This window comes from Paenibacillus sp. S-38 (genome assembly GCF_049942825.1).
Taxonomy (GTDB): Bacteria; Bacillota; Bacilli; order Paenibacillales; family NBRC-103111; genus Paenibacillus_G.
Genome location: NZ_CP187970.1, coordinates 541,753 through 555,470 on the forward strand (window position 1 = coordinate 541,753; position 13,718 = coordinate 555,470).

Here is a 13,718-nt window from a genome sequence, read left to right on the forward strand (position 1 = left end):
AGACAATGTATTATAGGCTCCATCCGTCTCGGGATGGAAGTCTTGCGTGAATGATCAATCCAGATCCAGAAGGTTCCGGTGCAGGTATGTATCGTCCAACGCTTTGGTCAGATCGAATACCGTGTGGGCGAGATCCAGATTCTCGAACACATGCTCACAGGAATCCTTATACGCTATCTCTTCCTCATAATGGGACATATACCGGTCGATGAGCTCCTGGGAGTCTCCGCGTTCCTGTTCCCGTTTGAGCACGGTGTCCCGGTCTGCATAGATGAAGATCCGGACAACCCGGTCCCCGTATACCTTCTTTAAGGCTTCCGCACCGAACCGGTTTAACACGAGGTAGACCGCACCGAATTTTTGGAGCTGCTCGGCAACATCCGTCTCTTTGATGCCGTAACAGTTTCCGTCGATCTCGATGACTTCGATAAATTCCTGCTTCTCCTCGGCGGCTTTGAACTCATCTCTGGAAATAAAATGATAGTCCTGCCCGTCAACTTCGGATGAGCGCGGAGGGCGTGTCGTATACGATATGACCTGCTTCACGCCTAACGTACTTCCGGACATCTGGGCGACCGTACGGCGGCCTGCGCCGTTTGGGCCGGTGAATACAAAAATGATTTCGGTGTCTTTCAGCTCGTACATGGAAACCCTCCTTCGATTTGAAGTGCAGTTCCTTGCCGGGTGGATCTACCTGTATTTTACATGGTTTCGAAGAAGAGGTAAAGGCATCGCTTACATACCGTTTTTACTGTGCTTTTATCCAGGGGGTTGTGCACTTGGCTTCAAGAGAGTTTGTCCGTAGGTCAAAAATGATTATGCCCGACGCTTCTGTTAATCTGTCCCTTGTTCAGGAGTATGGGGGCGGCAGACCCAGCCGGCTCATCCTGTTGAAGGCGGTGCCTAAAATGGCAGCAGCCCCCAGGCTGCGTGCCTCAGGAGCTGCTGTGTGATCTCAAACGTCTTCGGTAACCCGGGGGTTGTATTCCGCTCAGAGCGCCGCTTGCGGTTTTGGGTTGACGCCGGGCCGGTCAGACCCATGGTGTAGGCCAGCCGCCAGTGCTATCTGCCGCGCTTGCGGCCTCCGGCTGCACCGCTGCGTCCTGCCGGCTTCGGCCCGCGCCCGGCACCGCCACGCTCCGGCGTTCCGCCGCCGGACCGCCCGCGCGCTCCAGCGCCGCCGCTGCGTGCGCCCGCCGTGCGCACTCCGCGCTCGCCGCCCGCCCGCGGGCTGCTGCTCCAGCGCTCGCCGCCGTCGCTGCCGCGTGCCCCGGCCGCTGCGCGTCCCCGCGCTCCAGCCGCCCCGCGGCCCTCGCCGCGAGCCGCACTGTCGCGCGTGCTGCCCTGCGTGCCGCTCCACGGCAGCGCGCCTTCACCGCCGCGTGCGCCCGCTGCACCGCGTCCGCCTGGCCCCGCCGTGCTCCGCGCCCCGCGAGCCGCGCTGTCGCGTCCGCCGCCAGCCGGTGCTCCACGGCGCTCCGCGTTATCGCTTCCGCGGCCTGCAGCCACCGCTCCACGCCCGCGTCCGCCCGGCCCCGCCGTGCCCCGCGCTCCCCGTCCACCGGCAGTGCGTGCTTCCCCGCGCCGTCCGCCTCCTTGGCGTGCGCCGCGTTCATTGCGCTCTCCGCGCTCTCCTCGATCCTCGGCCCCAGCCCCGCCGCGTCCCGGACGCTTCACGAGCTGCATCTTGATGCCTTTCTCTATCGCCTCGAGATAGAAGGAGTCACGCTGTGCCACAAAGGTGATCGCTTTGCCTGTTTGTCCCGCTCGTCCTGTCCGGCCAATCCGGTGGATATAACTTTCCGCATCATGAGGGATATCGTAGTTATATACGTGAGTGATGCCTTCCACGTCCAGTCCACGCGCTGCTATATCCGTAGCAACAAGGAACTGAATCTTGGCGTCACGGAACCGCTTCATGACCTGTTCGCGCTTGGCCTGCGTCAGATCTCCATGCAACTCGTCCACAGCGTAACCGCGTTCGTCGAGCTCTTCCCGCAGCTTCGTTGCGCGCAGCTTCGTACGGCAGAAGATCATACCGAGGTAGGGAGGGTCTTCTTCCATGGCTTTACACAAGGCCTCAAGTTTTCCACGGTCCGTTGTCTGAACGACGACCTGTTCGATCTCATCCAATGTGACCCGTTTGGCCTTGACTTCGATCTCCACCGGCGGCTTCATATATTCTTTGGCAAGCTGGCGGACTCGCTCCGGCATCGTGGCCGAGAAGAGCAGCGTCTGTCTGCGGCTTGGCGTCGCTGAGATGATCTCGACTACCTCAGGCAGGAAGCCCATATGGAGCATCTGGTCGGCTTCGTCCAGGACGAGCGTGGACAGCTTGAACAGCTGAACCGTCTCGCGTCGCAGGTGATCGAGCAGGCGGCCCGGCGTTGCGACGATAATATGGATCGCCCCTTCGAGCTTGCGGATCTGCCGCTCCACATCCTGGCCTCCGTAGGCTGACAATACACGAATGCCCTTCAAAGGCGCCCAACGAGCCACCTCTTCGGTAATCTGGATCGCGAGCTCGCGTGTCGGCGTGACAATCAGGGCCTGAACATGGGTACGGTTCGGATCGATACTTTCCAGAATGGGAAGCACGAAGGCCAGCGTCTTTCCTGTTCCGGTCTGGGCTTGAGCAATGACGTCATGGCCGCCGAGTACGGAAGGAATCGCTTCCCGCTGAATCGGCGTAGGCTCGTTATATCCATGTTTATGGAGTGCTTCGGCAAGCTCCTGGCTGATGCCCAGAGCTTGAAATTCGTTTTTCTTCATTATATAAGTCTCCCCGCTGTTTGAAGTCTCTTCGACTATTTTCAACTTCCTGCCCGCTCCGCATACCTGAGAACAGTCATATATATAGGAAGCTTCTTGGTTGGAATCATCAGAAACCGGGGCCTTCGGAATAATGGTGGCCGGAGTTAGGCACCTTCACCATTCGATCAGGCGCACGATTAGGGCATAGCCGCTGAGTGCTTCATCCAAATGTATCCATAGTATCTCCACATTCTACAGGAAGGCGGTCCAAAAAGAAACTGCACAGAGCCAAAGTTCGGCCCGTGCAGTCTGATAGGCTTCCATTAATATTCCCGTCCGTTCCCTTCAGCCTGATTCGGTATGGTAGGATCCGTACCGAAAGTCCGCTCCATCGTACGAACGAAATCCGGAATGAAAGGGGAGAGGGATCTTCCGTGCCAGCTTTCAATAGCCAGCCGCGTGAATTGATCGATTACGTAGGGGTCGGCCGTAATATACACATCGTGGATGGCAGGCTCCATAGAACGGATTTTCTCGGCGATCTTTTGTTTAAAGAGATGGGTAAGGTGTTCATGATGAAGCTCCGTTTGAGCGCCGCTGACCCCGTCGATCTTTTGAGTGGGGGCTACATAATAGGTGCGAAGGTCCCCGGCAGGATTTTCTCCGCGGGAGCGTCCGTCTTTGTTCGAATCCAGGGCCCTCTTGTCTCCGCCATGCGTACCGCTTGCCGAATTGTCCATCGTAATGGCGGTGTAGGCTACGCTGTCGCCTACAAGCACGATGGCCGAATTGACGCCGTCCATCGCCGCCACCTGATCTGAAAGATTCTGGTTCATTTCCAATTTGGTTACTTTGTGGGATACGGGGGCATACTGCTGCTGAGTCTGATAAGCGCGGGAGGTATCTTGTCTTGGCATATCCCGTTTGCTGCCGTAGTTATTGGCACTGTTGTAATCGTACCAGGAGTAGCATCCCGCTGCGACAGCGAGGGTGAAGATGGATGAGATCAGGCCGATCAGTCGAAGAGCGCGTGCCATGGTTGTTCCTCCTTAGAACCGGATAGTCGTGAAGCGGATTTCGGCAATATGGCAGTGAAGATGGATAAAGGAGATGCAAATGCGGAATTCTCCTTCCTAGAATGGGTCATCCAAGAGGAAAACATGCGGCACAGAAAGGGGGACCAGAACATGCATAAAACCACCGCTTAATGGAAATAACCAAAGAGAGGCAAAACGCTTAAACCCATGAAAAATGTACACTTACGAACAATTTGTGAACTCTCTGAGATTCATTGACAAAAAAGAGACACGAATTTATAGTTAATATGGTGATCAGGCGTATTGACAAGATATGACCTTTTTTGTACGAAAAATATTTGCTTTCTAAGGTGGGATTGATAAGATGATTCGATGGCAAAATCTGTGGCGTTTCATCCCTCTTTTCGGGTTGATGATGTTGCTGTTAACGGGGTGTGGAGACGATACGATTTCCACCTTGAGACCGAGAGGTCCCGTAGCCAGAGACCAGCTCTTCCTGATGAAGCTCAGCTTCGGGATCATGCTGCTGGTCGTCGTGGTCGTATTCGTTCTTTACTTGTATGTCCTCGTGCGCTTCAGAAAGAAAAAGGGCGAAGACATCATTCCAAAGCAAGTGGAAGGCAGTCATACGCTCGAGATTATTTGGACGGTTGTACCGATTATCCTGCTTCTGATTCTTGCAGTTCCAACGGTGAAGTACACGTTCCAGCTTCTTGAAGACCACAGAGACAACAAGGATGCACTGCCTGTCAAAGTAACCGCTCACGCTTTCTGGTGGCAGTTTGAGTATCCGACACTCGGCATCTCGACAGCCCAAGATCTTGTCATCCCTACCAATAAGAAGATTGCATTCGAAATTACATCGGCTGATGTGAAGCACTCCTTCTGGGTTCCGTCGCTCGGCGGTAAAATGGACACGAACCCTGGATTGAGCAACGTATTTTACCTGCAAGCCGATGAAGTGGACACCTTCAAAGGCAAGTGCGCGGAGCTTTGCGGCGCGTCCCACGCCCTGATGGACTTTAAAGTGAAATCGCTTGACGCAGCGGCGTTTGATCAATGGGTAGCTGATATGAAGGCGCCTTCTACCGTTCCTGCTGATGCCAAGGCCGGCGAAACGCTCTTCAAGGACAACTGTCTCTCCTGTCACGCGGTCAATGCACAGGGTCTCGGCGCGGGTCCGAACCTGAACGGCTTTGCTTCTCGTGAGCTTGTAGCCGGCATTCTGCCGCATAACGATAAGAGTCTGCATGAGTGGATTTCCGATCCGCAGTCGGTGAAGCCAGGCGCAAGAATGCCTGCTTTCGGTCCTACTCCGATCGAGCCGATCCCAGGCAGCAAAGCTCTTGAGGAGCAGCAGATCCAAGACATTATCAAATATCTCAACACGCTGACATTGAAGTAAAGAGCATCAGGGAATAAAGGAGGTTTCATACGGTGGCTCACGCACACACGGTAAAACGTCACACCGGGCTGATGGATTGGCTTACCACGGTGGACCATAAAAAGATCGGTATTTTGTACCTGATCGCCGGGGGGATTTTCTTCCTGATGGGCGGTTTGGAAGCGATCTTGATCCGGGTTCAGCTTCTCCAACCGGACCAAAAGATTTTCATTGGCGACACATTCAACGCGCTTACAACGATGCACGGTACGACGATGATCTTTCTCGCGGCGATGCCTGCCATCTTCGCATTTATGAATGCGGTTGTACCGCTTCAGATTGGCGCTCGCGACGTCGCTTTTCCTTTCGTCAACGCACTCGGTTTCTGGTTGTTCTTCTTCGGCGGTGTTCTTCTTAACACTTCCTGGTTCCTCGGCAGTGTTCCGGCGGCAGGCTGGACGGCTTATCCGCCTCTTTCGGGTCTGGTACACGGCGAAGCCGGTACATTCCAAGGCGGCATGGACTTCTATGTGCTCGGTCTGCAGATTGCAGGTCTCGGGACGCTGATCGGCGGTATCAACTTCCTGGTTACAATTATCAACATGCGTGCGCCAGGCATGACTTACATGAGAATGCCGATGTTCACTTGGACGGCGTTCATTACTTCCCTTCTGATTCTGTTTGCTTTCCCTGCGATTACGGTCGGTCTTGTTGAACTGATGTTTGACCGGATCTTCGGCGGCGGATTCTTCGATGTCAGCAAAGGCGGTAACCCGGTTCTCTGGGAGCACATTTTCTGGATCTTCGGTCACCCTGAAGTATATATCCTGATTCTTCCGGCCTTCGGTATTATCTCGGACATCGTCTCCACGTTCTCGAGAAAACGCCTCTTCGGCTACAGCTCCATGGTATTTGCAACAGCGCTGATCGGCTTCTTGGGCTTCATGGTTTGGGCTCACCACATGTTTACGACAGGGATCGGTCCTGTAGGGGACGCGATCTTCGGGGTTGCCACGATGGCGATCGCGGTGCCTACCGGCGTTAAGATCTTTAACTGGCTCTTTACCCTGTGGGGCGGCCAGATCCGCTTCACTACAGCGAATGTCTTCGCAACGGCCTTCATCCCAACGTTCGTTATGGGTGGGGTTACCGGGGTTATGCTTGCGGTTCCTGCGGCAGACTTCCAATATCACGATACGTATTTCGTCGTAGCTCACTTCCACTATGTAATTGTCGGCGGCCTTGTGCTTGGTCTGTTCGCGGCTTCCTATTACTGGTGGCCAAAGATGTTCGGCCGTCTTCTTAACGAGACGCTGGGCAAGATTCACTTCTGGACATTCTTCATCGGCTTCCATATGACATTCTTCCCGCAGCACTTCCTCGGTTTGATGGGGATGCCGCGCCGGGTGTTTACATATCAGCCTGGAGTCGGACTGGAGACAGGTAACTACATCTCTACGATCGGTGCTTTCCTGATGGGTATCGGTACGATCGTGTTCTTTATCAACATTATCGCAACGGCAAGCAAACCGGCTAATGCGCCGGCTGACCCTTGGGACGGCCGTACGCTGGAGTGGTCCATTCCTTCTCCTCCGCCGGAGTACAACTTCAAGCAGACTCCGCTTGTTCGCGGATTCGACGCTTTTTGGAAAGAAAAGATGGCCGGAAACAAAGAGATGACGCCAGCCGAGCCGGTAGGTTCGATTCACATGCCATCGCCTTCGATTCTGCCGTTCGTAATGTCTCTCGGTTTGTTTATCTCGGGCTACGGCTTTATGTATCACAATTACTTCGTCAGTATTCTCGGTATTGCCATCACGTTTATCTGCATGTTCCTGCGTTCAGTCTATGACGACGCCGGCTTCCACATCGAGCCGGAAGAGCTTAACGATAAGGGGGTAAAGGCATGAGTGCAGCACATCACGAAGTAGGCGGCGCCCTGCCTCCTCACGCCGAAACGGCGACACTGGAAGGTAAGAATAAGGTACTCGGTTTCTGGCTGTTCCTCGGCGGCGAGTGCGTACTCTTCGGTACGCTCTTCGCCTCCTTCATTGCCCTTCGCAACCAAGTGCCGGATGGACCTACAGGACAGCATCTGTTCACACTGGATCTCGTTGCCCTGTCCACGTTCATTCTCTTGACGAGTTCCCTGACGAGTGTATTCGCCACAATGGCGCTGCACCGCGGAGACCTCAAGAAGGTTCAAGCTTGGATGGCGGTTACCGTATTGTTCGGTCTTTCCTTCCTTGGTCTCGAAGTGTATGAATTCATCCACTATGTGCATGAAGGTCATACGTTCACCAAGAGTGCGTTTGCTTCGTCTTTCTACACGTTGGTTGGTTTCCACGGAGCCCACGTTGCCTTCGGTGTCCTCTGGATTACACTGCTGATCATTCAGTCCTTTAAGAAGGGCTTGACAGTGGTTACCGCTCCGAAGTTCTATGTTGCGGGTCTGTATTGGCACTTTATCGACGTTGTCTGGGTATTTATCTTCACGGTCGTATACCTGATGGGGAAGGTGGGTCCTTAAATGAGCAGCCAACACCACACGTCTTCGCCTAATGAGCGCCACCGCTTGGAAGGTCCGAGAAACCATTACTTGTCTTACCTGATTTCGATTATCCTGACCATGATCGCTTTCGCGGTTGTGCTCTACGGTGGTCTGGATCGCTCGTTTATTATCTTCTTCATTGTCGGCATCGGCGTTGTTCAGGTGATTTTCCAGCTAGCTTACTGGATGCACATGAAGGACCGGGGACATATGTTCCCGATTGTCGGTCTGGCCTTTGGAGCGTTCGTAGCATTATCGGCAGTTGCCGCCGCAGTATACTGGGTTTGGTGGTAAGCGTAGGAGAGGTCGCTTGGTTTTTGAAGGCGCCTCTCCTTTTATTCATTTTAATTTTGTCGAAAAATTTCACGATTCTGACAAACCTTATCTGAATAAAGAAAGGAGCTGCCGCAGAGGATGAACACCCATATGAATCATACCGCCCTTGGTTCCGACGCGTCATTTGCCGCCTTATGGAGTCCCGGCTTATTCCTGTTATTTGTCGTCATAGGGGTTGTATATGCGCTGGCCGTTGGCCGTTGGCGTAAGGAAATCCCCAACAGCGAGCCGGTAACCTTACGGCAAAAAATGTGGTTCTGGACAGCACTCGCTTTATGGTATGCGGCTGAAGGAAGTCCGCTGTCCTATTACGGGCACCACTATTACTTCAGTGTGCATATGCTTCAGCAATCGATTCTGTACTTGATTATGCCGCCGATTCTGCTGCTTGGTCTCCCGGCATGGCTGCTAAGAGCCGCTCTGCGTACAGAGAATATCAAGCGTATTGTCTGGTGGATAACCTCTCCTATTTTTGCCTTGTTCTTCTTCAACTTTATTTTCTCTATGTACCATATCCCCATGGTCATGGATTGGCTTATGGCCAAACCGGCTGCATTATTCTTGTATAAGGCGGTTTTCCTGTTCTCAGCATTTCAGCTGTGGTTTCCGGTGTTTTGCCCGCTTCCTGAATACAGCCGCATGTCGGAGCTCAAGAAGATGGGCTACATTTTCTTGAATGGTGTTCTTCTGACACCCGCATGCGCATTGATCATCTTCGCAGGGAAGCCCATGTATGAGATGTATGCGGCCGTGCCGCCTCAGCTCCTATACCTGCCTATGGTGGATGATCAGCAGCTCGGAGGCGTGATCATGAAGATTGTTCAGGAAATCGTATACGGATGGGCTTTATGGTATACGTTTATTCGCTGGTACCGGACGGAGCGAAAACAGGATGAAGATGAGGAGCTTCGTGAATCATCTTACACAACTGCAGCCGGTTCGATGAACCGTGCCTAATCCATTCTCAACGGCAGGCCAATAGCTTAGGGTCTGTCTTACATAAGAAACGGGTGAAACCTAACGTGAAAGTGCCTATACTGCCAACGATTTCAACCTTATTCATTGTGATTAGCGCGATCTTCGTCGCCTTCGGCTGGTACCAGATCATGAGGGGCAAACGCGAAACTCACCAAAAGCTAATGCTGTGGGGAGCCTTCTTCGCCCTTGCTTTTTTCCTCGTTTATGCCAGTCGTACCGTCTTTTCGGGGAATACGACATTCGGTGGGCCGGAAGAATTGAAGCTGGCGTATCATTTGTTTTTATTCTTCCATATTGTGCTCGCTACATCGGCTGCCGTATTCGGGATTATCACGCTGCTGCACGCATTCAATAAGCGGTTCGCCAAGCATAAGAAGATCGGCCGCTGGACAGCCGTGATTTGGCTGTTAACCGCTCCGACCGGCGTAGTGGTCTATATCCTGCTCTATGTCATGTATCCTGGCGGCGAGACGAAGCCGATGATTGATGCCATCCTGGGCACCTAAATAAAGAACCTGCCGTATCCCATAGAGATGCAGCAGGTTTTTTGTGTATATAAGGATTAATTGGGTTGGTCTCGAGGATCGGAGTTTTGTCGATTCCCCAGGTGCTTCCACCATACACCGGCCCATTCCGTAACAAGAGGGTCGCCCCTACGAGCAGTCTGATCACCGAGCGCATCACCGAAAAAGAACCGCATCAGCTCCTCCGCTTCCTGCGGGGAACCGAACGCGTAATCGGTACGGATTCGGCGGTGATGGAAACCGTAGCGTTCCTGGAGCTGGGCGTAGTAGCCGTGGAGGAAATCCGGCGGCTCGGGCACTTCACAACCGGTCCCCATCGTTTCAAAGAGGATCACTGTACCGCCGGGACGCAGGAGGCGGACGATCTCATCCATCATTCGCTCCAGGTTGGATTCCCACACGGGAATATGGTTGTCAGCCAAGTAGCAGAGGCTCCATCCCGAGACAATGAGGTCGAAAGACTGGCTCGCGAGGGGGACATGGCGGTGGTCCGCCGTGAGGGTCTTGAGGCGGGAAAGATAGGCGGAGGGAGCTTGGCTGACGAGCTCCTCCAGCATCGCGGGGGAGAGGTCTGCAGCGGTCACCGTGCGGGCCAAAGGAAGAAGAGAGCAGGTCAATCGGCCGCTGCCCGCTCCGAGATCCAGAATATCAAGGCCCCGATAGGGGCAGATCTCCTCAATCACGCCCGAGAGGTCGGGCTGGGCCGCAATCAACCGATGATATTGATGGGCTTCGGTCTGATAAATCAATTCATGATTCGGCATGTTTAAAAACCTCCTTGCAGTGGAATGTCCACAGCATACACCTTGCCGTAAGGGAAAGGTCAAGGAGTCTGGATGCCTGCCGTCTGTGCGGTAAGCTCATACAGCTCAAGCAGTTCTTCCCGGCTAAAAAGATCGGCCTGATGCTCAAAAGTCACATGGAAACGGTCGCTGCGTGCGGCCAAACGCTTCAGATAGGCACCGGCCCTGCCATAATCGGGGTGATGGTTATGCCAGGTCTGCACCGGCTGATGGTTGAAGAACCGGTCCTCGGCATACCTTACATTGCTGTAGTGTACGAGATAAACCGAAGGTGCGACGGCATCCAGCCACCCGACCGCATCGAAAGAGGCGCTGAGTCTCGTCGCAATGTCGAGCCTTGCCGTATCGACAGCAAGCTCGATCTCACGGTACGTTTGGAACATACGGACGATGACGTCCTGGTAGTCGCCAAAGAAGTCGTGCTCCAGCACAATCTTTTGCCGATAACGGTGCTGCAGCTCCGAGAGGTGGTCGAATAGACGATGGGAAAGCTCGCTGAACACGTCCTCCGTGAGATCATCAGGTTCGCAGCGCTCATCAGGCTTTGGAAGATTGGAATACTGCAATTGATCAGCCCTGCCGAATATAGGCAGGAAGGGGTAATGGTAGAGAATATAATCGGCTCCCGCCTCAGAAGCAAGCTTTGCTTCTTTCTCCACCGTGAGGAGCGCCTCGAAGGCTTCGTCCGGGTCGGGTGAGGTCAAGCGGGGGAGCGTATAGCCCCGGTTTGCCAGTACGGGGGCATGTATACCAAAGGCCAGGCCTTTCTCGCGGCAAAAGGCACTGAACTGCAGCAGGGCTTCGCGGTCTGCAAACTGCGAGATCTCCATGCCGCCGATTCTCTCCGAGCCGAATCGCTCCCAATCGTCCGGACGGAAGCCTCCCCACATGCCGATCTGCAGGCGTCTAGGTTTCAATGATCTCCCTCCGGTTCAATGAAATGGACGGTCTCCATTCAGAGCATGAAATGAACAGCTTTCCCTATCTATTTTACCATCCCTGGATGTGAGGTTGTAATACCGGCTTTTACGGGAGCATAGAGAGGGATGCTCTTGACGCATCCTATGGATAGGACCATCTTGACCGTCATCTGTACCATCGTCCATGCAGAGCCGCTGTTTCGCCTGCAAGCAATAAAAAACCGGCTGCCGTAAAGGCAGCCGGAGCTTGAGACGGATTAGCGCAGGGCGCTGCCGCCGAAGATGAAGCGGTATTCCCAGTGACGGCCTGCGATGGAGTCAATTCGTACGCCGCCGGAGTCTTTGGAATACGTGTGTAACACTTTGCCATCGCCGAGATAGATCCCTACGTGGGTGATCGTCTGGCCGGACTTATTGCTTGGATAGCTCGATGCACTGCCACCCTTGTAGCTCATGAAGAACATGAGGTCACCGGGCTTCAGGTCCCGCCAGTTCGTGGAGGTTTTGCCGATCGACTTCACGTAGTCTCCCTGGGTACGGGAGCTGCTTGGCAGGGTGAGGCCAAGGGCATCCTTGAACGCTTGACGGACAAAGTCGGAGCAGTCAAAGGTGTTTGTATTGGAACGGTCCGACGCATATTCATATGGTGTACCGAGATAAGCTTTACCGGCTGCAATCACTTTGCTTACAGCTGCGCTGGAGTAAACAGTACTGCTCGAAGTGGAAGTACTGGTGCTAGTGGTAGTGCTTGTACTCGTTGGGATCGTCCCGTTTGTGCTTACATACTTGCTGCTCGTGGAGATATAGCCTTCCTTCCCCGAGGATGTACGCACTTTATACCAAAAGCTGTTGTATTTGCTCAGGATTTCTACGCTTTCACCGGTACGGATATATCCGTAGCTGGCTGCTCCCGTATTAGGCTCACTGCGAAGGGTTACACTGCTTACGATTTGGGCGCTGGCTGCCTCCGCTTGTTTCGTGATGAAAGCCGTCGATCCAAGTGTAATGGTTGTAGCGAGCAGCATCATAGTCCATTGCTTTTTCATGTCAGTATTCCCTCCTGCGGTTTCTGGTTAGTTGTTGATCACGGCTGCGATCAGGCGGTACATACGTACGGTTGACATCTTGGCCGCCATCCCCCCACAATGGAAATATGGAGTGTAAGAATGGGGATGAAGAATCATCATGCAAACGTGGGTCTTGGGACCTTTGGTCATATCACAAAACCTGATCGTCATACTCTTGTCTGCCGCCGCAGGGTACGGATTGCTCCGGCTGAGACTGCGGGGGAGCGGCATCGGCGGTCCTCTGGGAGAAGCGGTCCAAACCGCACTGCTCTTGTGGGTGCTGGTCTGGAAGCTCAGCATCCTCTTGTGGGAGCCTCAGAGCATTCTGGGCGATCCTGCTTCCCTCCTGTATTTCAATGGGGGAGAGAAGGGGGTGTGGCTGGCCTCCATCGTGTCGGGCTTGTACATCATCTACACAGCCGAACGACAAAGGCTTGACCGCATCCTGTATAGCGATTCGCTGCTTCTATCTCTTTTGGGTGGGTATACCCTCTATGCTCTAGGGGTGATGCTGTTCGAGCCGATGGAGCTCGGCAGGCGCCTGCCGATGAGCATCCTGTCGCTGGCTGCGACTGCCCTGTGGCTGCGTTACCGGCCGGGGGGCACGCTTCAGTCGCCGATCCGCCGTGCCGCGGCACTGCTGGCAGCATATGCGCTTGTCTCCACAGTCACCGGCCAGTTAGCTGACCGATCTGCGGAGGCCGGCTCTGTAATGGCCGAGGCCGGCGTGGGCCTGAAGCCGGGGCAGGCGGCCCCGGATTTTGAACTCGGCACGCTGGATGGGTCGAGTGTGAAGCTCTCTTCCTACCGCGGGCGTACCGTCATCGTGAACTTCTGGGCGACCTGGTGCCCGCCCTGCCGCACCGAGATGCCGCATCTTCAGGCGTACCATGCCGCGCAGCCCGAGGGCGGCCCGCTGATTCTGGCGGTGAATGCGACCACTACAGAGGTAAGTGTCCCGGTAGTGTCCGGCTGGAGCGAATCATGGAAGCTCACTTTCCCGGTCCTCCTCGATAAGGAGGGTACAGTTACGGAAGGGTACAATATTCATTCTTATCCGACTACCTACGTTATCGACAAGGACGGGGTTATCCGCTATAAGCATACGGGCCCTATGACCGTCGACATGCTTGAGGATGCGGCGGCCAAGGCCAAGTGAAGCGACACTCACACTATAAAGGCTTCGGGGGGATGACTTCAATGGAAAATGGCGCCTTCGGAAGGCACCACCGGATCAAATCGCGGTTCCGCCAGGGAATCTTCTATAAAAATTCGCTATAGGGGGATCTGTTCTTTTTAATTGGATAAGCGTAATAGATCATGGTACCATGTGGATATATGACAGGTCATATTGAGCTGATTGG

The 13,718-nt window shown here is 54.2% G+C and carries 13 protein-coding genes; 7 read left to right on the forward strand and 6 right to left on the reverse strand.

The window, feature by feature from the left end:
* Positions 1–54 precede the first annotated feature (54 nt).
* The 3 genes from ACP26L_RS02575 to ACP26L_RS02585 form a co-directional block, all read right to left on the reverse strand.
* Positions 55–645 carry a guanylate kinase gene (locus ACP26L_RS02575; RefSeq protein WP_426450954.1) on the reverse strand — a complete coding sequence of 197 codons (591 nt, stop codon included), beginning with the start codon at positions 643–645 and terminating at the stop codon, positions 55–57.
* A gap of 417 nt (positions 646–1,062) precedes the next feature.
* On the reverse strand, positions 1,063–2,772 hold the full coding sequence (locus ACP26L_RS02580) for a DEAD/DEAH box helicase (protein WP_426450955.1): 1,710 nt from the start codon (positions 2,770–2,772) through the stop codon (positions 1,063–1,065).
* Between the two features lie 305 nt (positions 2,773–3,077).
* The gene (locus tag ACP26L_RS02585; protein ID WP_426450956.1) at positions 3,078–3,791 is read right to left on the reverse strand and encodes a YhcN/YlaJ family sporulation lipoprotein; all 714 of its coding nucleotides are present in this window, start codon (positions 3,789–3,791) and stop codon (positions 3,078–3,080) included.
* A 364-nt stretch (positions 3,792–4,155) separates the two neighbouring features.
* Between ACP26L_RS02585 and coxB the strand changes: the two genes are divergently transcribed.
* The 6 genes from coxB to ACP26L_RS02615 all read left to right on the forward strand — a co-directional run bounded on the left by coxB (position 4,156) and on the right by ACP26L_RS02615 (position 9,546).
* Positions 4,156–5,196, forward strand: coding sequence for a cytochrome c oxidase subunit II (coxB, locus tag ACP26L_RS02590; protein ID WP_426450957.1), 1,041 nt, complete (start codon positions 4,156–4,158; stop codon positions 5,194–5,196).
* 71 nt (positions 5,197–5,267) lie between these two features.
* On the forward strand, positions 5,268–7,085 hold the full coding sequence (gene ctaD / locus ACP26L_RS02595; protein ID WP_426454795.1) for a cytochrome c oxidase subunit I: 1,818 nt from the start codon (positions 5,268–5,270) through the stop codon (positions 7,083–7,085).
* On the forward strand, positions 7,082–7,705 hold the full coding sequence (locus ACP26L_RS02600) for a cytochrome (ubi)quinol oxidase subunit III (RefSeq protein ID WP_426450958.1): 624 nt from the start codon (positions 7,082–7,084) through the stop codon (positions 7,703–7,705). Before ctaD ends, ACP26L_RS02600 begins: the two co-directional genes overlap by 4 nt.
* A complete protein-coding gene (locus tag ACP26L_RS02605) occupies positions 7,706–8,020 on the forward strand; it encodes a cytochrome C oxidase subunit IV family protein (RefSeq protein WP_426450960.1) in 315 nt (104 codons plus the stop codon).
* Positions 8,021–8,152: 132 nt separating this feature from the next.
* On the forward strand, positions 8,153–9,019 hold the full coding sequence (locus ACP26L_RS02610; RefSeq protein ID WP_426450962.1) for a cytochrome c oxidase assembly protein: 867 nt from the start codon (positions 8,153–8,155) through the stop codon (positions 9,017–9,019).
* A 65-nt stretch (positions 9,020–9,084) separates the two neighbouring features.
* On the forward strand, positions 9,085–9,546 hold the full coding sequence (locus tag ACP26L_RS02615; RefSeq protein ID WP_426450963.1) for a DUF420 domain-containing protein: 462 nt from the start codon (positions 9,085–9,087) through the stop codon (positions 9,544–9,546).
* A gap of 56 nt (positions 9,547–9,602) precedes the next feature.
* Here ACP26L_RS02615 and ACP26L_RS02620 read toward each other — a convergent pair whose 3' ends face one another.
* From ACP26L_RS02620 to ACP26L_RS02630, 3 genes are all read right to left on the reverse strand, one after another.
* On the reverse strand, positions 9,603–10,328 hold the full coding sequence (locus ACP26L_RS02620) for a class I SAM-dependent methyltransferase (protein ID WP_426450964.1): 726 nt from the start codon (positions 10,326–10,328) through the stop codon (positions 9,603–9,605).
* A gap of 59 nt (positions 10,329–10,387) precedes the next feature.
* On the reverse strand, positions 10,388–11,284 hold the full coding sequence (locus ACP26L_RS02625) for a sugar phosphate isomerase/epimerase (protein WP_426450965.1): 897 nt from the start codon (positions 11,282–11,284) through the stop codon (positions 10,388–10,390).
* A gap of 260 nt (positions 11,285–11,544) precedes the next feature.
* Positions 11,545–12,333, reverse strand: a complete 789-nt coding sequence (locus tag ACP26L_RS02630) for a C40 family peptidase (RefSeq protein WP_426450966.1) — start codon at positions 12,331–12,333, stop codon at positions 11,545–11,547.
* Positions 12,334–12,496: 163 nt separating this feature from the next.
* Here ACP26L_RS02630 and ACP26L_RS02635 point away from each other — a divergent pair, with 163 nt between their 5' ends.
* Entirely contained in the window at positions 12,497–13,513 is a 1,017-nt protein-coding gene (locus ACP26L_RS02635; protein ID WP_426450968.1) for a TlpA family protein disulfide reductase, read from the forward strand.
* The last annotated feature ends 205 nt before the right edge of the window (positions 13,514–13,718 follow it).

Excerpts from the sequence above, each read along its gene's own strand:
- ACP26L_RS02575 (WP_426450954.1), bottom strand. The coding sequence starts at position 645 with ATGTACGAGCTGAAAGACACCGAAATCATTTTTGTATTCACCGGCCCA.
- ACP26L_RS02600 (WP_426450958.1), top strand. The coding sequence starts at position 7,082 with ATGAGTGCAGCACATCACGAAGTAGGCGGCGCCCTGCCTCCTCACGCC.
- ACP26L_RS02605 (WP_426450960.1), top strand. The coding sequence starts at position 7,706 with ATGAGCAGCCAACACCACACGTCTTCGCCTAATGAGCGCCACCGCTTG.
- ctaD (WP_426454795.1), top strand. The coding sequence starts at position 5,268 with ATGGATTGGCTTACCACGGTGGACCATAAAAAGATCGGTATTTTGTAC.
- coxB (WP_426450957.1), top strand. The coding sequence starts at position 4,156 with ATGATTCGATGGCAAAATCTGTGGCGTTTCATCCCTCTTTTCGGGTTG.
- ACP26L_RS02585 (WP_426450956.1), bottom strand. The coding sequence starts at position 3,791 with ATGGCACGCGCTCTTCGACTGATCGGCCTGATCTCATCCATCTTCACC.
- ACP26L_RS02610 (WP_426450962.1), top strand. The coding sequence starts at position 8,153 with ATGAATCATACCGCCCTTGGTTCCGACGCGTCATTTGCCGCCTTATGG.
- ACP26L_RS02580 (WP_426450955.1), bottom strand. The coding sequence starts at position 2,772 with ATGAAGAAAAACGAATTTCAAGCTCTGGGCATCAGCCAGGAGCTTGCC.
- ACP26L_RS02620 (WP_426450964.1), bottom strand. The coding sequence starts at position 10,328 with ATGCCGAATCATGAATTGATTTATCAGACCGAAGCCCATCAATATCAT.
- ACP26L_RS02630 (WP_426450966.1), bottom strand. The coding sequence starts at position 12,333 with ATGAAAAAGCAATGGACTATGATGCTGCTCGCTACAACCATTACACTT.